Source organism: Pauljensenia sp. UMB3104 (assembly GCF_030217285.1).
GTDB lineage: Bacteria > Actinomycetota > Actinomycetes > Actinomycetales > Actinomycetaceae > Pauljensenia.
The window spans coordinates 26,885-46,181 of record NZ_JASONN010000003.1 but is presented as its reverse complement, the minus strand read 5'-3'; the positions used below and the strand labels follow the sequence as shown (position 1 = coordinate 46,181).

General features: G+C 67.3%; 17 protein-coding genes. 11 read left to right on the top strand and 6 right to left on the bottom strand.

The window, feature by feature from the left end; genetic code table 11:
- Positions 1 to 80: 80 nt before the first annotated feature.
- The 6 genes from mtrA (at position 81) to secA (ending at position 8,611) form a co-directional block, all read left to right on the top strand.
- Positions 81 to 764, top strand: coding sequence for an MtrAB system response regulator MtrA (gene mtrA, locus QP415_RS02380; RefSeq protein WP_016461378.1), 684 nt, complete (start codon positions 81 to 83; stop codon positions 762 to 764).
- Positions 745 to 2,364: an MtrAB system histidine kinase MtrB gene (gene mtrB / locus QP415_RS02375; RefSeq protein ID WP_016461377.1), complete on the top strand. Its 1,620-nt coding sequence runs from the start codon at positions 745 to 747 to the stop codon at positions 2,362 to 2,364. The genes mtrA and mtrB overlap by 20 nt, the downstream gene beginning before the upstream one ends.
- Complete coding sequence (locus QP415_RS02370; protein WP_016461376.1) at positions 2,361 to 4,010, top strand: LpqB family beta-propeller domain-containing protein; 1,650 nt, start codon at positions 2,361 to 2,363, stop codon at positions 4,008 to 4,010. Before mtrB ends, QP415_RS02370 begins: the two co-directional genes overlap by 4 nt.
- A gap of 14 nt (positions 4,011 to 4,024) precedes the next feature.
- The gene (locus QP415_RS02365) at positions 4,025 to 4,762 is read left to right on the top strand and encodes a hypothetical protein (protein WP_204370686.1); all 738 of its coding nucleotides are present in this window, start codon (positions 4,025 to 4,027) and stop codon (positions 4,760 to 4,762) included.
- A 174-nt stretch (positions 4,763 to 4,936) separates the two neighbouring features.
- Complete coding sequence (gene hpf, locus QP415_RS02360) at positions 4,937 to 5,581, top strand: ribosome hibernation-promoting factor, HPF/YfiA family (RefSeq protein ID WP_048675078.1); 645 nt, start codon at positions 4,937 to 4,939, stop codon at positions 5,579 to 5,581.
- A 183-nt stretch (positions 5,582 to 5,764) separates the two neighbouring features.
- Complete coding sequence (gene secA, locus QP415_RS02355; RefSeq protein ID WP_034475350.1) at positions 5,765 to 8,611, top strand: preprotein translocase subunit SecA; 2,847 nt, start codon at positions 5,765 to 5,767, stop codon at positions 8,609 to 8,611.
- An 81-nt stretch (positions 8,612 to 8,692) separates the two neighbouring features.
- On the opposite strand, the gene QP415_RS02350 is transcribed toward secA, so the two are convergent.
- Both QP415_RS02350 and QP415_RS02345 read right to left on the bottom strand, forming a co-directional pair.
- Positions 8,693 to 9,184, bottom strand: a complete 492-nt coding sequence (locus tag QP415_RS02350) for an Rv3235 family protein (RefSeq protein WP_016461372.1) — start codon at positions 9,182 to 9,184, stop codon at positions 8,693 to 8,695.
- Positions 9,181 to 9,900 (bottom strand): LysM peptidoglycan-binding domain-containing protein, encoded by a 720-nt coding sequence (locus QP415_RS02345; RefSeq protein ID WP_016461371.1) that lies wholly within the window; start codon positions 9,898 to 9,900, stop codon positions 9,181 to 9,183. The genes QP415_RS02350 and QP415_RS02345 overlap by 4 nt, the downstream gene beginning before the upstream one ends.
- A 138-nt stretch (positions 9,901 to 10,038) precedes the next feature.
- Between QP415_RS02345 and QP415_RS02340 the strand changes: the two genes are divergently transcribed.
- Positions 10,039 to 10,605, top strand: a complete 567-nt coding sequence (locus QP415_RS02340; protein WP_048675071.1) for a hypothetical protein — start codon at positions 10,039 to 10,041, stop codon at positions 10,603 to 10,605.
- Here QP415_RS02340 and QP415_RS02335 read toward each other — a convergent pair.
- Positions 10,599 to 10,811 (bottom strand): helix-turn-helix domain-containing protein, encoded by a 213-nt coding sequence (locus QP415_RS02335; protein WP_016461369.1) that lies wholly within the window; start codon positions 10,809 to 10,811, stop codon positions 10,599 to 10,601. The two genes, QP415_RS02340 and QP415_RS02335, sit on opposite strands and share 7 nt — an antisense overlap.
- Positions 10,812 to 10,956: 145 nt before the next feature.
- On the opposite strand from QP415_RS02335, the gene QP415_RS02330 reads away from it, so the two are divergent.
- From QP415_RS02330 to QP415_RS02320, 3 genes are read left to right on the top strand one after another with little or no spacing between them, the layout of a single operon-like run.
- The gene (locus QP415_RS02330; RefSeq protein WP_232207443.1) at positions 10,957 to 11,595 is read left to right on the top strand and encodes an SAF domain-containing protein; all 639 of its coding nucleotides are present in this window, start codon (positions 10,957 to 10,959) and stop codon (positions 11,593 to 11,595) included.
- Complete coding sequence (locus QP415_RS02325) at positions 11,592 to 12,779, top strand: AAA family ATPase (RefSeq protein ID WP_016461367.1); 1,188 nt, start codon at positions 11,592 to 11,594, stop codon at positions 12,777 to 12,779. The genes QP415_RS02330 and QP415_RS02325 overlap by 4 nt, the downstream gene beginning before the upstream one ends.
- Positions 12,780 to 12,781: 2 nt before the next feature.
- A complete protein-coding gene (locus QP415_RS02320) occupies positions 12,782 to 13,252 on the top strand; it encodes a DUF6912 family protein (RefSeq protein ID WP_048675067.1) in 471 nt (156 codons plus the stop codon).
- Between the two features lie 3 nt (positions 13,253 to 13,255).
- Here QP415_RS02320 and QP415_RS02315 read toward each other — a convergent pair whose 3' ends face one another.
- Both QP415_RS02315 and QP415_RS02310 read right to left on the bottom strand, forming a co-directional pair.
- Complete coding sequence (locus QP415_RS02315) at positions 13,256 to 16,330, bottom strand: SMC family ATPase (protein ID WP_285098398.1); 3,075 nt, start codon at positions 16,328 to 16,330, stop codon at positions 13,256 to 13,258.
- Positions 16,327 to 17,532 (bottom strand): exonuclease SbcCD subunit D, encoded by a 1,206-nt coding sequence (locus QP415_RS02310; protein ID WP_048675062.1) that lies wholly within the window; start codon positions 17,530 to 17,532, stop codon positions 16,327 to 16,329. The genes QP415_RS02315 and QP415_RS02310 overlap by 4 nt, the downstream gene beginning before the upstream one ends.
- 101 nt (positions 17,533 to 17,633) lie before the next feature.
- Between QP415_RS02310 and QP415_RS02305 the strand changes: the two genes are divergently transcribed.
- Entirely contained in the window at positions 17,634 to 18,362 is a 729-nt protein-coding gene (locus QP415_RS02305) for a glutamine amidotransferase-related protein (RefSeq protein ID WP_048675166.1), read from the top strand.
- 45 nt (positions 18,363 to 18,407) lie between these two features.
- On the opposite strand, the gene QP415_RS02300 is transcribed toward QP415_RS02305, so the two are convergent.
- Complete coding sequence (locus tag QP415_RS02300; protein ID WP_048675164.1) at positions 18,408 to 18,860, bottom strand: hypothetical protein; 453 nt, start codon at positions 18,858 to 18,860, stop codon at positions 18,408 to 18,410.
- Between the last annotated feature and the right edge of the window lie 437 nt (positions 18,861 to 19,297).

Below are 19,297 nucleotides of genomic sequence, written 5' to 3'. Positions count from 1 at the left end.
AAACCTTGTCCAGGGCAGAAATTGGGTCATTGATGCGCGAGTCTTCTGCGTTCGTGACGATTTCGTGACACTATCGTGACATGAGTTCGCGCATCCTCGTCGTCGACGACGACGTCGCCCTGGCCGAGATGATCGGTATTGTCCTTCACAATGAGGGCTTCGACGTCGTCTTTTGCGCCGATGGATCCCAGGCGCTGGCTCAATTCCAAGAGAGCCACCCCGACCTCGTCCTGCTGGACGTGATGCTGCCGGGCATGGACGGTTTTGACGTGTGTCGTGCGATTCGACGTATCTCGGATGCGCCGATCGTTATGTTGACCGCTCGTTCCGACACGTCTGACGTTGTCACGGGACTGGAGGCCGGAGCTGACGACTACGTGCCCAAGCCTTTCAAACCCAAGGAGCTCGTGGCCCGCGTGCGTGCCCGTTTGCGCGGACGCGAGGACGCTCAGGTGGACGAGGGACTCACGTTGCAGGACCTGTCTATTGACGTGGCCGGTCACGTCGTGAAGCGAGACGGGCATGTCATTGCTCTGACTCCCCTCGAATTCGACCTCTTGGTGACGCTGGCTCGCGCGCCTTGGAAGGTTTTCTCGCGTGAGGAGCTCCTCGAACAGGTGTGGGGCTACCGTCACGCGGCGGACACGAGGCTGGTGAATGTGCACGTGCAGCGTCTGCGCTCGAAGATCGAGCGTGACCCGGAGCGCCCCGAGCTCGTTGTGACCGTCCGCGGGGTGGGATACCGTGCAGGCGCGGGAGCGTAGGGACGCGCTCAAGCGCCTCGTGGGCGCCATTACGTCGTCGAGGCCGTGGGCATTCCTTGCGTCCTCGCACCTCGCCCGCCGCATCCGTCACTCCCTGTCGGCTCGGCTCGCGGTTGCGATTACGCTCGCGGTCCTCGTGATTGTTCTCGTCTCGGGCGTCATCATCGCCTCCCAGCTGCGCACGTCCATGTTCGAGACGCGCAGGGATGCGATCTTGGCCGACGCGTCCCTTCGGTTCTCCTCGGCTCAGTCTGTCTTTTCGTCGTCGACGGCCTCGTCTCCCGCGCAGGTGCAGGAGTCCGCGCGTGGGGCGCTGGCTTCGCTCAAGGCCTCGGCTGCAGGCGCGGGCGCGACCAATGTGGCGCTGCTGCGCTCCGAAGGCACCGCGGCCTCGCTGCGCATCAACCAGATTGAGGATGAGCAGATGCGTGGTCTCGTGACGGCGCAGATGCGCGCGGCGGTTGCCGGGGGAGGGGCGCAGTGGCAGTCGGTGGCCATCCGGTCGAGCGACGGCAAGAAGGAAGAGCCGGGGATCCTCGTCGGCACCCAGGTTCAGCTGCCCCGAGCGGGCACGCACGAGCTCTACATTCTGTATTCGCTGTCCGCCGACCAAGCTCAGGTCGATGTCGTTCTGCGGGTTCTGCTCCTGTCCTCCCTGCCGGTCATCGTCGCCCTGCCGATCGGCGTATTTGCGCTCCTCCATCGCCTGCTCCTGCCCGTGCGCGTGACGGCCCAGGCGGCGACGAAGGCCTCCGAGGGCGACCTGGACGTGCGCGTTGATGTGCGCGGCGATGATGAGATGGCGGACTTGGGGCGAGCATTCAACGCTATGACGTCCTCGCTGCAGGACACCATCTCGCGCTACGACGAGCTCGCGAAGCTCCAGCAGCGCTTCGTCTCCGACGTGTCTCACGAGCTGCGCACGCCGCTGACGACGATCCGCATGGCCGAGGACGTCGTGTGGGATAACCGCGACGAGCTGCCCGCCCACGCACGCCGCTCCGCGGAGCTCCTGCATGACCAGACCGAACGCATGGAGCAGATGCTCGCCGACCTGCTGGAAATCTCGCGATACGACGCCGCGAGCGCGCTGCTGGATGCAGAGGAACGCGACCTGCGCCCCATCGTGACACGCGTCGTCGAAGCGTGCGCCGATCTCGCGCAGCGCCAGGGCGTCACGGTTGAGATCGTGGCTCCGGTGCGAGCTGGTGCAGAGATCGATGAGCGCCGCATTGAACGCGTGATCCGCAACCTCGTTGTCAACGCGATCGAGCACGCGGACGGCACGACCGTGACGATCACCGTGGCGGCCACTGAGACGGACGTGGCCTGCCGCGTGCGCGATCGTGGTGTGGGAATGACCCAGGAGGTCGCTGACCACGTTTTCGATCGCTTCTACCGTGCGGACACCGCTCGAGCGCGCACGACCGGAGGCACCGGCCTCGGCCTCGCGATCGCGACGGAAGACGTCGCCATCCACGGCGGGCGCCTGCAGGCATACGGCGAGCCCGGAAAGGGAGCTTCCTTCCTCATGACACTGCCCAAGCGAGCCGGCGAGGAGATCGCCAGCCGTCCCCTCGCCCTGTGGGAGGCCGAATGAAACGCCCCCTCGTCCTCGCTGCGCTCGCATGCCTGATTCTCGCGGGCTGTACGTCCCTGCCCCGGTCGTCGGCTCCGGCTCCCTTCGACGTGTCCTCCCGTGACGGCAGCGGCGTTCAGTTCTCGGCGGAGGGCCCCTCTGACGGGTCCGATGCTGCGACGCTTGTCAATGATTTTCTCCTGGCGTGTGCGGCCGGGCCGCAGGACGACTTTGCGACCGCCCGCCTCTTCCTGAGTGCTTCCTCCGCTCGCACCTGGCAGCCGGACACGGAGATTCTTCTCTATGACACCGACACCACGCCCGCCATCACCGCCGGCTCCGAGACAGCCTCGCAGGTCGATGTGACGGTCTCGGTGCTCGGCGTGGCCAGCGTTGATTCGTCCGGCGTGCTCACGCGCGTCGATGCGTCGACGGCATCGCACACGTTCACACTGGTGCGCGAAGACGGACAGTGGCGCATCAACGCGCCGGACAACATGGTCCTCATGAGTCGCGCGGCGTTCACGGCCTCGTACTCGCTCGTCAACCTCTACTTTCCGACCCAGGACGGCTCCGACCTGGTCGCGGATCCTCGGTGGTATCCTTCGCGTCGCCTCGCCTCGTACCTGCTGGCCGGCCTCGTCGCTGGGCCCAGCCAGGCCCTCGCTCCCGTCACGGCGAACGCTATTCCTGCAGGCACGACGATCCCCTCCCACGGCGTCGATGTTAGTGATGGAGTCGCGCACGTCGAACTCAATGCCGTCATGCCCGCGAGCGAGGGCGGCCGCGAGAGCCTCGCATGGGAGCTGACGCGTACGCTCACCCAGGCGGCAGATGTGTCCCAGGTGAGCGTGTCGCTGTCCGGCGAGACCCTGGACGCGCCCACTCCTCCTGCTGCGCCCACCTATTCCCTCGACACTCTCGTCGGTGCCGGGCCGGATGGGGTGGGGATCGTCTCGGGTACGGCGGTGACGATGCTCGCCTCGGTGTCGGGGGCTTCCTCTCCGACGGCGTCCCCGGTGGATCCGTCGCTCATCGCCTGGAGTAGCGCCGACGGCGTGTACGCGCAGCGAGCGGGCGCATCCGTTGCCTATATTCCCGGCGCTGCGCCTCTGGGTCCCTCCATTGATCGTTTTGGGTGGGTGTGGGGTGCCTCGACGTCGGCGGCCTCGGTGTCGGTCGCGGGTGGGGCGGACGGCGTCTTCCCCGTGAGTGTCGAGTCCGAGAGTGCGGGCGACATCCGCGCCGTGCGCATCTCGCCGGACGGGACGCGCGCGCTCGTTATTCGCGGAAACGATTCCAGTGCGTGGGTGGGCGTCGTCGAACGTGGCCCCGCGGGACGCCCACAGGCGGTGCGATCCCTGACCCAGGTGAGTCTCGAGCGTGGAACCGTCATCGATGGCTCGTGGACGACGTCGACGGGTCTGGCCCTCGTCGTGCGCGAGGCAGGAAGCGCCGACGATCAGCTCATCACCCTTCCCCTCGGTGGGTTGCCCTCGAGCGTGTCACTGCCCGTCCGCGTGAGAACGATGAGCGCCGGCGCGTCCTCCTCCTCGATCGTCATCACGGGCACCGATGAGGCGGGTAAGACACAGGTCCTGATCCGCTCGGGCGCGCTGTGGCAAAACGCCCCCGAGCCGCTTTCGTCCGCGCGCTACGCGGGTTAGGTGCCGTGGTGGGCGTGCGCGGTCATCGCACTCTCGCGCGGGGCTTGATCGGAGCGATCCTTCCCGTCCAATGCGCGGGGTGCCGCGCCTGGGACGAGGTCCTGTGCCCCTCATGTCGGCGTCTCGCCCAGGTCGAGCCGGTCCCGACGATCATCGAGGGCACGCACGGCGACCTACCCGGGCTGGCCATGGGGGATTACGCGGGTCCCCTGCGGCGCATCGTGCTCACCGCCAAACATTCCGCGCGCACGGACGTGAGCGATTTCCTTGACGAGGCCGGCGCCCGCCTCGGCACCGCCGTGGCTCGGGTGCTGGGCGTGGCGGGGTCGCCCGCTGCCGCTGGGGGTTCCCGTGAGGGGAGGGCGCCCGTGGGTGGGGGAGCGGTGGACGTGTGGGTGGTGCCTGCGCCCTCGTCGTGGAAGAGGCGCCTGCGGGGCAGGCAGGTGGCGTTGCCGCTGGCGTGCGCCGTTGCCCGGGCGTTGGCTGCGAGCGCGCGGGTGGGCGTGCGCGTGCGGGTGGTGGATGCGGTGCGCCTGCGCGTGGGTGCGACCTCTCAGTCGGGCAAAGCGGGGGCCCAGCGCACGGTGGGGCGTATGGGGGCGATGCGGGCGCTCGCGGTCCCGCCTCGCGGTGCTGTCGTTGTGGCGGTCGATGACGTGGTGACGACGGGGGCAACGGTCCGGGAAATGGAGCGTGTGCTGGGTGGGCTTGCGGCGGTTGTGACGCTGTGCCGACCCGGCCTTATCTCATGACGTGCGTCACCGGCTGGGGTATGATGTGACTATAGACTTTCGATAGCGTGAGCAGCAGGGACGCTCCTCACGTCAGTGCGGGAGGTGATAGCTCAGACCACGGTTCGGGCAGTGAGCACCGAACAATCCCCACCTGCGGGCAACGACGCCCGCCGCACACCATGGAGGAAACACATGGACATCACCGTCGTCGCACGTAATGCCGAGATTCACCCGAATTTCCGGGCTTACGTGGAGGAGAAGGTTTCGAAGATCACTCAGTTCTACCCCCGCGCTCAGCGCGTCGACGTGGAGCTGACTCACGAACGTAACCCCCGCCAGGCCGACACCGCCGAGCGCATTGAGCTGACCGTTTACGGTAAGGGCCCGATCATCCGCGCTGAGGCTCAGTCCGCTGATCGCTACGCGGCCGTCGACATCGCCGCCGGCAAGCTCTATGAGCGCCTGCGCCGCCTGCGTGATCGCGTGAAGGACCACCGCCGCCGGTACCCGCGCGACCTGGCCGAAGCCGAAATCCTCGAAGCTCCCGTCGTCGAAGAGGTTGCCGCACCCGAACCCGAGGCTCCCAAGCCGCTGCGCAGCGCTGAGGACCTGAAGGTCGGAGAGGCTCGCGAGGAGCAGTGGGGTGATACCCCGATCATCGTCCGTCAGAAGGTGCACGAGGCCCCGCCGATGAGCGTGGATGAGGCCCTGGATCAGATGATGATGGTCGGCCACCCCTTCTTCCTCTTCGTCGACAAGGACACGAACCAGCCGTGCGTCGTCTACCACCGCCACGGGTGGACGTACGGCGTGCTTCGCTTGAACACGACAATCTGACGGTTGAAGGACCGTGGGGCGCCCCGGGCACGAGGCCCGGGGCGCCCCTGTGTGCGCTGTGAGCGTTAAATGCGTCCATGTTCGCGCGGGCGTTTCCACTTTGGGCGGTTAGTTCGTAAACTAATGGGTGGATTTGACTGTCCGCTCTACAAGGGGGCGGGCGAGGAACGTCAGGAGCTATTCGTGTCGATTATTGACAAGATCCTTCGCGCTGGCGAAGGGCGTATGCTGCGCAAGCTGGATCGGCTTGCGTCGCAGGTTGATGCCTTGCAGGAGGATTTTGAGGCTCTGACCGACGAGGAGCTGCAGGCCAAGACTCAGGAGTTCAAGGATCGCCTCGAAGAGGGCGAGACCCTGGATGACATCCTGGTGGAGGCGTTTGCGACGGTGCGTGAGGCCTCGTGGCGAATCCTGCGCATGCGTCCCTTCCACGTGCAGGTCATGGGTGGTATTGCCCTGCACCAGGGCAAGATCGCGGAAATGAAGACCGGTGAAGGTAAGACCCTGGTCGCCACAATGCCCTCGTACCTGCGCGCGCTGACCGGCAAGGGCGTGCACGTCGTGACGGTCAACGACTACCTGGCGAAGTACCAGTCGGACCTGATGAGCCGCGTGTACAACTTCCTGGGCATGACGTGCGGTTGTATCCTCGTGGGCCAGACGCCGGCCGAGCGCCGCGAGATGTACGCCTGCGACATCACCTACGGCACGAACAACGAGTTCGGCTTCGACTACCTGCGTGACAACATGGCGCAGGTGCCCGAGGACATGGTTCAGCGTGGCCACGCTTTCGTCATCGTCGACGAGGTTGACTCGATTCTTATTGACGAGGCCCGTACCCCCCTCATCATTTCGGGCCCCGCGGATGGCGATCTGAACCGCTGGTACGTGGAGTTCGCTCGCATCGCGCGCATGCTCAAGCGCGACGAGGACTACGAGGTCGATGAGAAGAAGAAGACCGTCGGCATCCTGGAGCCGGGCATCGACAAGGTTGAGGATCAGCTGGGCGTGGAGAACCTCTACGAGGCCGCGAACACCCCGCTGATCGGCTTCCTCAACAACGCGATCCGAGCCAAGGAGCTGTTCTTCAAGGACCGCGACTACATCGTGGATGGTGGCGAGGTCCTCATCGTCGACGAGCACACGGGCCGTGTCTTGCCGGGCCGCCGTTACAACGACGGCATGCACCAGGCGATCGAGGCCAAGGAAGGCGTCGAGATCAAGGCGGAGAACCAGACGCTGGCCACGATCACGCTGCAGAACTACTTCCGCCTCTACCCCGAGGGTTCGCGTTCGGGCATGACGGGTACGGCTGAGACCGAGGCTGCCGAGTTCGCGTCGACCTACAAGATCGACGTCATCCCGATCCCCACGAACAAGCCGATGATCCGCAAGGACCAGCCCGACCTCGTCTATCCGACGGAGAAGGGCAAGCTGAACGCGATCATCGAGGACGTCGTCGAGCGCCACGAGGCCGGCCAGCCCGTCCTCATCGGTACCGCCTCGGTCGAAAAGTCCGAGCTGCTGTCCCAGATGCTCAAGAAGAAGCACATTCCGCACCAGGTGCTCAACGCTAAGCAGCACGCCCGCGAAGCCGCCATCGTCGCGATGGCCGGTCGCAAGGGCGCGGTCACGGTCGCCACGAACATGGCCGGCCGTGGTACCGACATCATGCTGGGCGGTAACTCGGAGTTCCTCGCCCAGGCGAACCTGGCCGCCGAGGGGCTCGATCCGAAGGAGAACCCGGAGGAGTATCGCGAGGCGTGGCCCAAGGCCCTCGAGGCCGCGGAAGCCGCCGTTGAGGCTGAGCGCGAGGAAGTGCGCGAGCTGGGCGGCCTGTACGTGCTCGGTTCGGAGCGCCACGAGTCGCGTCGTATCGACAACCAGCTGCGCGGACGAAGCGGCCGTCAGGGTGACCCGGGCGAGTCCCGCTTCTACCTGTCGATGGAAGACGACCTGATGCGCCTGTTCAACTCGGGCATGGCTCAGCGCATCATGGCCTCGGGCGCCTATCCGGAGGATATGCCGCTGGAAAACCGCATGGTGTCGCGCTCGATCGCGTCGGCCCAGCACCAGGTGGAGGCACGCAACTTCGAGATCCGTAAGAACGTCCTGAAGTACGACGACGTCATGACGGGTCAGCGCGAGACCATCTATGGTGAGCGCCGCAAGGTGCTCGAGGGCGAGGACATGGGCCCGCAGATGCGCGCCTTCATGGAGTCCCTGGTCACCGGCCTGGTTGATGAGGCCATCGCCGACAAGGCCGTGGACGAGTGGGATCTGCCCTCCCTGTGGGAGAACCTGCGCGGCTACTACCCGCCGTCGGTCACGATCGACGAGGTCCTGGAGGAGCACGGTGGCGCCGCGTCCCTCGTGCGCGATGACCTGGTGACCGAGCTGGTCGGCGACATCCACGCCGTGTACGCGGATACCGAAGATCGTCTGAATGCGAACCCGCTGGCGCAGGCGCAGCTGGGCGAGGAGCCCATGCGCACCCTTGAGCGCCGCGTCGTCATCTCCGTGGTCGATCGCCTGTGGCGTGAGCACCTCTACGAGATGGATTACCTGAAGGAAGGCATTGGCCTGCGCGCCATGGGTCAGCGTGACCCGCTCGTCGAGTACAAGGACGAGGGTGCTCAGATGTTCCAGGCGATGGTCGAGCGCATCCGTGAGGAGTCCGTCCAGCAGGTGTTCTCTTACGCCAAGCAGTTCGAGCGTGCCCTGGCCTCCGCCGAGGAGCAGGCCGGTGGCTCGATTGCCTCCGCGTCCGTCGCGTCCGAGTCCGCCCCCGCCTCGCCCCAGGCCTCCGAGCCGAGCGTCGAGGATGTTGCGGCCGCCGAGTCCGCGTCTTCCGAGGCCGCGCGTGAGGCCGTGGCTCACGCCCGCTCGGTGATGGGTAACGTGGGCCGGGAGAAGGCGCCGAGCCGCGTGAACTACAGTTCCGCCGAAGGCATCGCGTCGGGCACCTCCTCGTCCGGCGGTAACCGCGCCGAGCGTCGCGCCGCCGCCAAGAAGCGTCGCCGTCGCTGATTGATCGCTCAGACGGGTGAGGGGTTCTCTGGGGAGCCCCTCACCCGTTTGCTTTACCCGTGGGCGTGCCTCGTCGATGGGCTAGGCGAGCTCCAGCGCCGTCATCATCCAGCGCCCGTGGTATTCCTCCAGGCGCAGGGCGAGAGCGTACGTTCGGGCAGCGGTGGAGATGATGACGGCTGCCTCGGTGGTCGCGGCGTCGATCGGACAGGTGCGCACGTGGACGGGACGTGTGCCGCGCGCGCAGGGGGACAGGTGCACGGCTGCCAGAGCGCCGTAGAGCTCGGGCAAGAGCCACCGGCGAAGCTGCGGTGCCTGGCGTGCTCCCGTGACGACCTCGACGACCGCGCGTGCGAGCGTCGCCGCCCACCGGTCGGGATCGGGAAGGGGCTGCGGATCGGGGTGAAGTGGGCTCTGGGGTGCGCCAGCGACAGCGTGTCCGTGGGGGAGCGCCTCGTCGCGACTCCAGCGGAAGGGGGCTGGCTGGATCGGGCGGGTGGGCGTCGGCCTCGTGCTGCCCCGGCGTCTGGGTGCTTCGGCCGTACGAGGCCGGGGTGCGATTTGCGTGCTCATGGCAGGTCCTGGGGGAGGGTGAGTATCTGTCCGGGGTGAATGAGGTTTGGATCTGGGAGAATGTCCGCGTTCGCCTCACGAATCGCGCGCCACGCCGCATCGATGGAAGCGTCGTCCGCGTCTGGGTGTAGGGATGCGGCAATCGACCAGAGGGAGTCGCCGGGCGCGACCGTGATCGAGTTGGGCCTGTGGGGCGTGGGTGGGGGAGGTGCGTCCTGCGCGGGTGCGGGTGTCGTCAAGCCGACCGGGTCTGTCTGCGTTGGTTCCTGCGTGGCGCGTGGGCTATCCGCCCAGGTGAGTGAGACCCCGGGGGTGGTGAGGTCCTGCGGAGCCGCGAGCGTCGCAGCCACCGGGGCGCCGGTGACCAGCGCAGAGCCGATGAGTGCTCCGGCACCGGCACGGGCGAGCAACGTTCGCGAGAGCCTGGTGCCGTAGCGTGTGACCACCGTGTGTGCGATGTGGCGCACAATGGGAGGGGTAGCGCGCAGGAGGACAAGGTGCGCACAAACAGAGCTGAGTAGGCTCCACGACAACAGGAGGCATGCGGCTACCCCGAGTGCCCAGAGGATGAGTGTGTCGGGGTGCTCTGGGTCAACGGGTGGTGCGAGTCTGGTGAGGTACAGGGCGTCGAGGACGGTCAGCGGCGCGCCAACCAGCCAGAGGAAAGCATCAGACAGGTGTTCCTGCCCATGGGGAGTGCGTGAATCATCAGTCATGGTGAACTCTTCATCGAGTGAGACGGATTCGGTGCAGATAACTATCCGCTTCTTATTGGTTCGTGTCAATACGTTTGGAATAATAAGATCAAAATGTGATGTGCGGCGCTTTGAGCTGGGATGTGGCATCGTTGGGGAATGGACATGTCAGCATTCATGGCCGAGCTGGAGTCGCGCTTCGACGAGGAGCGCGTGCGCGACCTAGAAGATCTCATTGATGAGCTGACGGATGCGGAGCGCGCATCCGTCACCCTCTCGGCGCGATTGGCTGGCGCGGTGGGCGTTGTCACCCTCGCGCTGCGCGGCGGGCACGTGGTGTCGGGGCAGGTTCTTGACTCGACTCGCACGTGGGTGCTCCTGCGCGGCGAAGGGGGAGATAGCCTCGTCTGGCTGTCCGCCGTCGTCGGTGCCTGGCCGCTCGGCCGTAGCGTGGCTCGCGAGTCGTCAATCAGGGGTGGGATTGGCGTTGGGCACGTTCTGCGCGAGCTGAGTACGCGGGGCGTCGGCGTCGCCATCGAATCCGACGGAGGAGACCACAGGGGGATCATCGACGCGGTCTATGCGGACCACGTCGATGTCGCCCTCAGTGGAACGGCCATCAGCTATGACGGCCGCGATGAACAGGAAGAAATGGTCGTCTCGCTGGCGCTTGCGGGGCTTCGTCGACTCCGCGTGCTCGGCCAGCGATGGTCGACCGATTACTGAGCGTTTTCCGCCTTCTGACGCTCGCGCGTCGCGACGTATTGGTCCTGGATGAACTGCTCCAGGACCGATTCTTCGATCCTCCACACGTGCTTGCCGCCGACCTGGATGGCCGGGAGCTCGCCGGAGGAAACGAGGGCGCGGGTGGCTGACATCGTGAGATTCAGGGTCTCGGCGACATCAGCGAGAGTGAGGAATCGTGTTGCCATGGCAACATGCTATCAGTTGAGATTGCTTCGTTTGATTGGTTTGAGTCGGCAATTTTTTGTCCGACATATGACCGATGTGCTCGGTTGGTTCTGATGAATAGTCGGCAACCTACCGCTTTTCCGGTCGAACGTGCATCATAGAAGAGTGAAACGCGTCTCAGCTTCAGTGTCGATTCCGGCGCGCGCCCCCGGCAAGATAGACCGCCGATTCATTATCGGAGTGGTCCTCGTCATCGCGTCCGTGATCGCTTTCAGTGTCCTCAGCGGCTTCCTTCGGGGCGGATCCCGTGTCTACACCGTGACGAGTACGATCGCGCCCGGTGAAGCCATCACGGCCGAGAATGTGCGAGAAACCGACCTCCGCGTGGATGGTTCCGTCTATGCGCCCACGTCCGAGGCGCCCATGGGATCCATTGCGACGCGCCAGCTCGTGCCCGGTCAGATCATCATGCGCTCCGATATCGCGCAGAGCGCATCGGAGGGCGGCGACCAGACGGTGCGTCTCGCGGTGACCGTGACAACCGGCCTGCCCGACGGGGTGGCCGACGGTACCAGGATCCAGCTGTGGACGGTTCCCACGCGCACGCAGGCCCAGGGGGCGGAGCAGGCACACGAAATCGAGGGATCCTTTACGTTCGTGCGCGCGATAGAAGCATCCTCCTCGTCTCAAACGAGGAGGGGAACGCGCATCGAGATCCTGGCGAACTCTTCGTCGCTGCCCGTCCTGCTGGCCGCTCAGAGCTCAACGGATGGCCTCGCTGCCGTGCCCGTTGGTGCGCCATGAGTACCGTTCACGGGGTTGTTATCCTCGCCGATCAGCGATACGAAGCGCCCCTCATCCAGGCAATACAACGCCATGGGGAGACCCTCGCGATCGTTCGTCGCTGCGCGGACCTCGCTGAGGTCATTGCTGCCGGCCGCGCGGGGGTCGCGGACCTGGCAGTCATCGACGGCGCCGACCCCGACCTGACGGCCGAGGCCGTGGATGCGCTGCGCTCGTGCGGCATGGCGGTCGTTGCGCTTGGCTCGCATGCGCTCAGGGCTCGGCTTGTCTCCCTCGGCGTCGCCTCGGTCGCAGCTCCCGGCAGCCCCGAACAGGTCGTCAATTCGCTGATAGCGGCGACACGTAACGTTCGCCTCCAGTCCTCCATCGCGGATGTACAACCCCCGCCACCTCCACCGCCCTCGTCCCCGGGCACGGTCATCGCGGTGTGGGGGACCAGCGGAGCGCCCGGGCGCACGACCCTCGCTGCGGGTATCGCGACGATCCTTGCGCGCACTGCGCCGACGCTCCTCGTCGACGCGGACACCGCGAACCCGACGATTGCGCACCTTCTCGGAGTGCCCGTCCAGGCCTCGGGCCTGTCCATCTTGGCACGCACCGCCTCGCGTGGGCCGCTCACGCCCCAGGACGTCCAGTCCGCTGCGGTCCAGCGATCCGAGGGGTTGCGCGTCATCACCGGCCTGGTCACCGGGCACCGGTGGCGCGAAGTGAGCCGTCCGAGCATCGAATCGATCATCGGAGCCCTGCGACTGAGTGCCCGCTACAGCGTCGTTGATATCGCCTCCACGTCCCTCGAAAAATCCAGCCGCGGGGCCAGCAGGGACGATGCCGCGCTTGGGGTGCTCGAGCGCGTCGACCGGCTTGTGATCGTCGCGCGTGGGGACATCGTCGGCATCAACCGCCTCTCCTTCCTGGCCAGCTGGTGGGCCGAACACGGTGTCGATTGCCCGATCACCCTCATCGTCAACCGCGTCAGTACGGATGCGATCGGAGCGCGCCCCGTCGCATCCCTGCAGGACGCGATCGGCGCCTTCATGCCCGAACAGGTCTTCCACGTTGTCAGCGAAGATGCGGGCGTGCAGCGCGCTGCCCTACGCGGCAAAGCGTTGGGGGAAAGCGGCACGCATTGCAAGGCCTCCGACGAGTTGGAGGCGATTGTCGCGCAGTGGATGCCTACACTGTGAGCATGCGCGTCTACGTTCCCGCCGTCCTGTCCGACCTGTCCGTTCCGCTGCCGCCCGTGCGCAGCGGCGTCCTGTGCGTACCCGAGGCCGCCATGAGCGGGGAGGACATTGAGGTCCTCGAGGACGACGCCATCACCGAGGCCGCCCTGTCCTCCCTGGCCCTGGCGCGCGAGACGGAAGGGGCCGGGGCAGCGCGCGTCGTCCTGGCCGTCGACACACCCACCTCCACGACGCTTGCCCCCGGCGAGCAGATCGAGCCTCACATCTTCGAGGCCGCGGCCTTCGAATACACCTGGTCGGACGTGGCAGCGATCCTCGCGGACCTGCCCGACGCTGCGCCCGCGGTGGAGGCCGTGCTGAGCGCCGAGACGCAGGAGGAAGCCGACGAGGCTGTGGCCACCCTGTGGGAGTCCTCCCTCGCCTGGTTCGACCGCTCCGAGCGCCCCGCGGTCCTGGCGCTGCACAAGGGCTGACGCTTAAGCGCGCACACTCAGGGTCGATCCTCCTTCCGGCAGCGGCCGCACCTGGATCTGGTCCGCAATCTGGGTCGCCATCTCCTCGACGTGCGAGATCACGCCGACCGTGCGTCCAGCGCTACGCAGCGCCTGAAGCTGGGCCATCACGAGGCTGAGCGTGTGCGAGTCCAGCGACCCGAAGCCCTCGTCGATGAACATCGTGCGCAGTTCGACGCCCCCGGCCTCGGCTGAGACGACATCCGCGAGGCCCAGAGCCAACGCGAGGGACGTGTAGAACGTTTCCCCGCCCGACAGGGTGCGTGGGCTGCGCATCGCGTCCGTGTCATGGTCGATGATTGCCAGGCCCAGCCCGGACTTGCGTGAGGCGGTGCCGTCGTCGGGGACGGAGGCGAGCTCGTAGCGTCCCGACGAGATCGCTGCCAGGCGCGGGTTTGCGGCTGCCAGCACCTCCTCGAGGCGCGCGATGAGCACCCACGCCGACAGGGGAGTGGACGCCAGGTTCTCTGGCCCGGAGGCCGTCGCAATGTCGGCCAGTCGTCGGATCGGACCCGCCTGTTCTCGGGCGCGCTCGAGCGCGTCCAGCGCCTCCTTGAGGGATGCTCGGGCCGCCTCCAGTTGCGCGCAGTGCTGCTCCAGGATTCCCGAGGCCCGGGCGGCGCCGGCTGCGTCCTCCTCGGCTTTGCGGGCGGTTTCAGTGAGAGCCTCGAGGTCCGGCGCGGGCGCTGCTGCCGCGTGGGTCAGGCGCTCGGAGGCGAGGGCCTCACGCGCCGCGAAGAGCTCCTTGTCGTGAGCCGCCGCGCGCGCCTCAAGCGCCTCGACTTCGGGAAGCGGGAGGAGGAGGGATCGCCAGGAATCGGATTCGAGCCCCTGTTCCTCCAGCGCCTCCGCGAGGGAGTGTTGCGCCTTCACGTGCGCAGTGCGGGCACTGTCCCAATCGGCGCAGGCTCTGGCCAGCAAGGCCGCCCGGTGCGCCCGCTCATCCAGGGCTGCGGCGCGCTCACCGAGGGACACGAAGTCGGCGCGCTCGGTCTCTACGCGAGCTTGTGCAGAGGCCAGCGCCGACTCGCGCTCCTGGAGTGTCGACGCGAGGGACGCGGCGGCCTCGCGCGCACTCGCGAGGCTGTCCGTCAGGCCGCCCAGACGCACGCGTTCCTGCTCCAGAGCCGCCTCGATCTCGGCAATCTGCGGGCCGAGGGCCTCGAGCTTCGCGACGATGTCGGCGGCCCGATCCCGCTCGGTCTCGAGCGTCGGTGTCGGGGCGCCGGCCACCTCGTTGAGCTGGGCGATACGGCGCACGAGGTCCTGGTGGCGCGCCTGCGCGTCGCGCAGCGCGTTCTCCGCGCGGTCGCGCGCCTGGTCGAGCTCGGCGACCTGCTCGCGCGTGATCTCCCCGTCCGCAGCCGGTGCGGGGCTGGGGTGCTCCGTGGACCCGCACACGGGACAGGGCGTGTCCTCCTCGAGCTCACGTGCGAGCGCCGAGGCACTCTGCGCGATCCACAGGTCGTGCCCGTCCGCCGCCGCGGCGTTCGTGAGCTTCGCGGTGGCCGTGGCCTCGCGCAGCTCGTCCGACGCGCCCAGGAGGGCCGAGCGCAGCAGGTCCGCCTGCATGGAGGCATCCAGACGCTCGTTGATGGCGCGCAGCGCGGACGCGGCCTCAGGCAGCGTGTCGGCGTCCGCACGCATGAGACGCAGGGCTTCGGTGGCCTGCTCGATGCGCCCGGGCAACGCCTCGCGCTCGGCCTCGATCGACGCGATGCGCGCCAGTGCCTGCTCGCGGCGGGAGCGCAGCGACTCGATCTGCGCGCGTAGGTCAGGCAGTGAGCGCTCAAGGGCGAGAGCCTCTTCCAGGGAACCCCTCGTTCGCGATGCTTCGTCGCGCTGGGCCTGTGCCCGCTCGCCGAGAGCGGAGACGGCCTCGGGCGTGAGGGATTCCGGGGCGACCGAGGCCTCGTCTCCGAGGGCGGGGGACAGAGCCGTGACCTGGTCTCCGGCGGACTCCATGCGCGCCGTGGCCTCGGTGACGGCCGCGTCAAAAGGCGCCACGGCCAGGGCCCGGCGGGCTTGACTCGCGCGCTCGCGATCGGATGCGACCGCTTCCTCCGCTGCGGTGAGCTCGGCGAGTTTCGCGCTCACGCGTGCGTGCTCCGCCTGCGCTTCTGCGAGTGCGCGGCCTTCGGCCAGGGCGCGGGAAGCCTCCCGCGCGGCCGCTGTGGCCACCTCGGCGACGCGCAGGGTCTGCGCGTGCGCCTCTCGCGCGCGATCACACGCATCCTGTGCCCATCGCCTCACCGCGCTGGCATCCTCCGCGCCCGCGTCCAGCTGGTCGGCCTCCTCGGCCTCGGCTGCGCGCTCCTCCGAGCCGGGGGCATCCGTGTGCGCGTCTTCGCTCAGGGCGTCATCCAACGCCCGCACGCGCTCGAAAGCGCTAACGGCAGCCACGCGCCGCTCCTCGATGCCGCGCTTCGACGAGGCAGCCGCATCGACGAGGGCCTTCGTGAAATCCACGTAGATCTGCGTGTCGAAAATGTCGCGCAAGATCTGTTCGCGAGCATCCGACGTGGCGTTGAGGAACTGAGAGAACTTGCCCTGCGGGAGCACGATCGTCTGCAGGAACTGGTCCTTATCCAGACCGACAATGCGCGGAATCTCGTAGCCCACGTCGCGCGGCCCCGACGCGATCGGCTCCACCGTGCGCCACCCGTCCGGCGCGTCCGGATCCTCCACGACCCGTGTGAGCGTCGACTTTGAATTGCGCTGCGACTTTTTGCCCGCCGGCGTGTACGCGGGAGTGCGCGTCACCCGGTAGATGCCCGTCGCCACCTCGAACACCAGGTCCGCCTCCGACGGATCCGAATCCGAGATGTGATTGGAACGCAGGCGGTCCTTCGAAGCGTCCTTCGTGCGCGCCACGTCCCCGTAGAGGGCGAAGGTGATCGCGTCGATGAGCGTGGACTTTCCCGCGCCCGTGGGGCCGTCCAGGAGGAACAGGCCCGAGTCCTCGAAGGCCGAAAAGTCGACCGTGTGCTCGCTCGCGAAGGGGCCGATGCCCGTGATGCGCAGCCACCGAATCTTCACTGCATGTCCTTTCCTCGAAGCTGCGTCCACACGTCCAGCGCGAGCTCGCGTTCCTGTGGGCTCAGCGCCCGACCGCCCACGGCCTCGTAAAACTCCTCCGTGACCTCGCGCGGATCCCGCGAGGCGCGCACGGTCATCGCAGGCGCGAGCGTGGGCGCCTGGCAGGGGCGGTGCACGACGACGAGAGCGTGCGGGTAGACCTCTCGGATGCGCGGCACCATGCGCTCGGGGCGCGCCTCGTCCGTGACCGTGATCGACACGTACGAGGCCGTGGTGGCCTCGTCGGGATCCGTGAGCAGCTCCTCCATGGTTCCCTCGAGCACCGCGATACCCCGCAGCGTCGGGATGGGCACCACCTCGATGTCGGTCACCGAGGTTGCGTCCGTGGTCACGAGGGTGACGGACTTGGTGGCCCCGGCCTCGGAGAAGGAATACGCGATGGGGGAGCCCGCGTAGCGGATCGGGACGGATGCGCCCGAGATGCTCTGCGGGCGGTGCAGGTGCCCGGCGGCCACGTAGTCCAGGCCGTGAGCCAGGGGCTCCTCACCCCCGAGCGTGTCGAACAGATCCGCCGACACGGAGGGCACGCCTCCCACTTGGATATCGCGCTCCGAGTCCGAGGTCTGGGCACCCGTCACGAAGGCGTGCGGCATCGCGATGGCCGGGCGCTGGTCGCCCGCGTCCCGGCGAGCCGACAGGTCCGCGCGCACGCGGCGCAGCGCCGCCGCCAGAACCGCCTGATGGGAGCGGGGCAGGGGAGCGGGTAACCCTGCATCCCCCTGAGGGGGCAGGTCCGACAGGGACTGGCGCACGAGGTCGGGCTCGAGGTAAGGCATCGGGTAGACGAGGGCGCCCCCGGCCTCGATGGGCGTGCCGATCGCCTCGGGGTCCGTCACCACGTGCAGCGAGGGGGTGAGCATGTCGGCGAACAGGCCCAGGCGCGCCGCCCCGTCGTGGTTCCCCGACGTCAGGATGACCGTCGTGATCTCCGTCAGCTCGCGCAGTGCGCGCCGCATCCGCGCGAGTGCATCCACGGGCGGAACCGCGCGGTCAAACACGTCGCCCGAGATGAGCACGGCGTCCACGCCGCGCTCACGCACCAGGGCAACCAGCCACTCGATGAACGCGTCCGCGCTGTCGCCCAGGGACGCGCCGTGCAGCGTGCGCCCCAGGTGCCAGTCGGAGGTGTGCAGAATCAACATGTCTCCAGTGTGGCAGAGCCCGCCCACATCTGCGTCCGTCACACATGCTTGGAGGGCGGACACCTTCTGCATGCGTGCAGGTAGTCGATAGCATGGTGGGCATGACCAAGCCCTTCCTCATGCTGACCTCCCGCGACGACGGCCCCGTCCTGGCCGCGGAGAGCGCCGACCTGCCTCGCTTTTCGGGACTGACCCCCGACCAGGTGCGACAGGTGCGCATGGAGAGGGAACTGCCCGACCTCGACCTGTCCGAATACTCGGGCGCCTTCGTGTGCGGATCCCCGTGGGACGCGAACGCCGACGACCACCTGAAGGAAGAACGCCAGGTGCGCGCCGAGGCCTGGCTGCGTTCCTTCTACGACCGGGCGCTGGGCGAATCCTTCCCGATCCTGGGCCTGTGCTACGGGCTGGGCACCCTCACCCTGCACCTGGGCGGCGTCATCGACACCCACCACGGCGAGGAAATCAGCGGTATCGCGCTGACGAAGACCGACGCGGGCCGCGACGACCCACTCCTGGAGGGTACGCCCGACCGCTTCCACTCCTACGTCGGCCACCACGAGGCCGTGCGCGAGCTGGCCCCGGGCATGCAGGTCCTCCTAGCCGGGGACGACACCCCGATCCAGATGGTGCGCGTGGGCGAGGCCGCGTGGGCGACCCAGTTCCACCCCGAGATGGACCTCGAGGGTGTCAACGTACGCATCGACCAGTACGCGGGCCGCTACTACCCGGTGGAGAAGGCCGAGGCGATCCGTGCCCAGGTCGCGACCGTGAACACGGATCCCTCGCGCGTCATCCTGCGCAACTTCGTGCGCCGCTTCCAGCGCTGAGCGCCCGCGCGCCTGACGCGCGGGCGACCGGCCCATGCCCCGGCTTTAGCTGGCCGGGGGAATCAGTCCGCGTCGGCGCGCCCGCTCCTTGGAGACGAGGAGAACCGTATGGAAGCAGAGGGCGACAAGTGCAGCGCCCATGGCAACGTTCGACGGCATGTTGTAGGGATCGGGGCGGACGCCGTGGTCCGTGACATCACCGACGATGACCGCCGCGTTGCACACGAGCACGGCACCTATCACCACCCACTCGCAGGCCCGAAGTGCCCGGTGTGCGCCAGGAATGTGACGCGAATAGCCAGGGGCGCAGACAGCGAGGAGGGTCATGGCGCAGGCGAGCACGTAGTCATGCAGACGGTTGTCCCTTCCGACAAAGGTGCCGCCGATCGAGTAGATGAACGTGCCGATCAACAGTGCTAAGAAGAAGTAGCGGAGGACCTTGTCGACCCGCGAAAGCCCTGCGGTGTTGCCGATGAGGTTCTGCTCGATGGTGGACATAGCGATCACGACCTTGTGAACCAGAGATAGCGACCATCGCTATATCCTCATTGTCCACGCGAGGAGGGCGCTGTCAAGCACTTTTAGTGCCCACTTTTGTCTACCGGGCCGCCTTGCTGGCGGCCTCCGCCGTCGCCACGGCCTCCAGCAGCCTGCGCACCGACGCCACGCGGGAAGCGCGCTCGGAGCGCGCCCGATCCGCGTCCTCATCCCGGCCTCGTCAATCGCAAAAGATAAGATGGAAAATCCGAGGCGAGGGGGCCGTATCCAGCTTGCAGTATGGATACGACCCCCTCGCGTTTTGTGACGCGTAGCTTTGCGCACAGCTTCCAACGTTCGATTAGAACCAGTGCGCTACTGGCGTGTCGCGGTTTACGCGTGGATGTCTCGGGTTCGGTACTTGAGCACGAGCAGCGCTATGAGGCAACAGAGTGTGC

Coding starts and splice junctions, on each gene's coding strand:
- QP415_RS02350 (WP_016461372.1), bottom strand. CDS start 9,184: ATGAGCACGCAAATCGCACCCCGGCCTCGTACGGCCGAAGCACCCAGA.
- QP415_RS02340 (WP_048675071.1), top strand. CDS start 10,039: ATGGACATGTCAGCATTCATGGCCGAGCTGGAGTCGCGCTTCGACGAG.
- QP415_RS02300 (WP_048675164.1), bottom strand. CDS start 18,860: ATGTCCACCATCGAGCAGAACCTCATCGGCAACACCGCAGGGCTTTCG.
- mtrA (WP_016461378.1), top strand. CDS start 81: ATGAGTTCGCGCATCCTCGTCGTCGACGACGACGTCGCCCTGGCCGAG.
- QP415_RS02345 (WP_016461371.1), bottom strand. CDS start 9,900: ATGACTGATGATTCACGCACTCCCCATGGGCAGGAACACCTGTCTGAT.
- QP415_RS02320 (WP_048675067.1), top strand. CDS start 12,782: ATGCGCGTCTACGTTCCCGCCGTCCTGTCCGACCTGTCCGTTCCGCTG.
- QP415_RS02310 (WP_048675062.1), bottom strand. CDS start 17,532: ATGTTGATTCTGCACACCTCCGACTGGCACCTGGGGCGCACGCTGCAC.
- QP415_RS02325 (WP_016461367.1), top strand. CDS start 11,592: ATGAGTACCGTTCACGGGGTTGTTATCCTCGCCGATCAGCGATACGAA.
- QP415_RS02370 (WP_016461376.1), top strand. CDS start 2,361: ATGAAACGCCCCCTCGTCCTCGCTGCGCTCGCATGCCTGATTCTCGCG.
- QP415_RS02305 (WP_048675166.1), top strand. CDS start 17,634: ATGACCAAGCCCTTCCTCATGCTGACCTCCCGCGACGACGGCCCCGTC.
- QP415_RS02335 (WP_016461369.1), bottom strand. CDS start 10,811: ATGGCAACACGATTCCTCACTCTCGCTGATGTCGCCGAGACCCTGAAT.
- hpf (WP_048675078.1), top strand. CDS start 4,937: ATGGACATCACCGTCGTCGCACGTAATGCCGAGATTCACCCGAATTTC.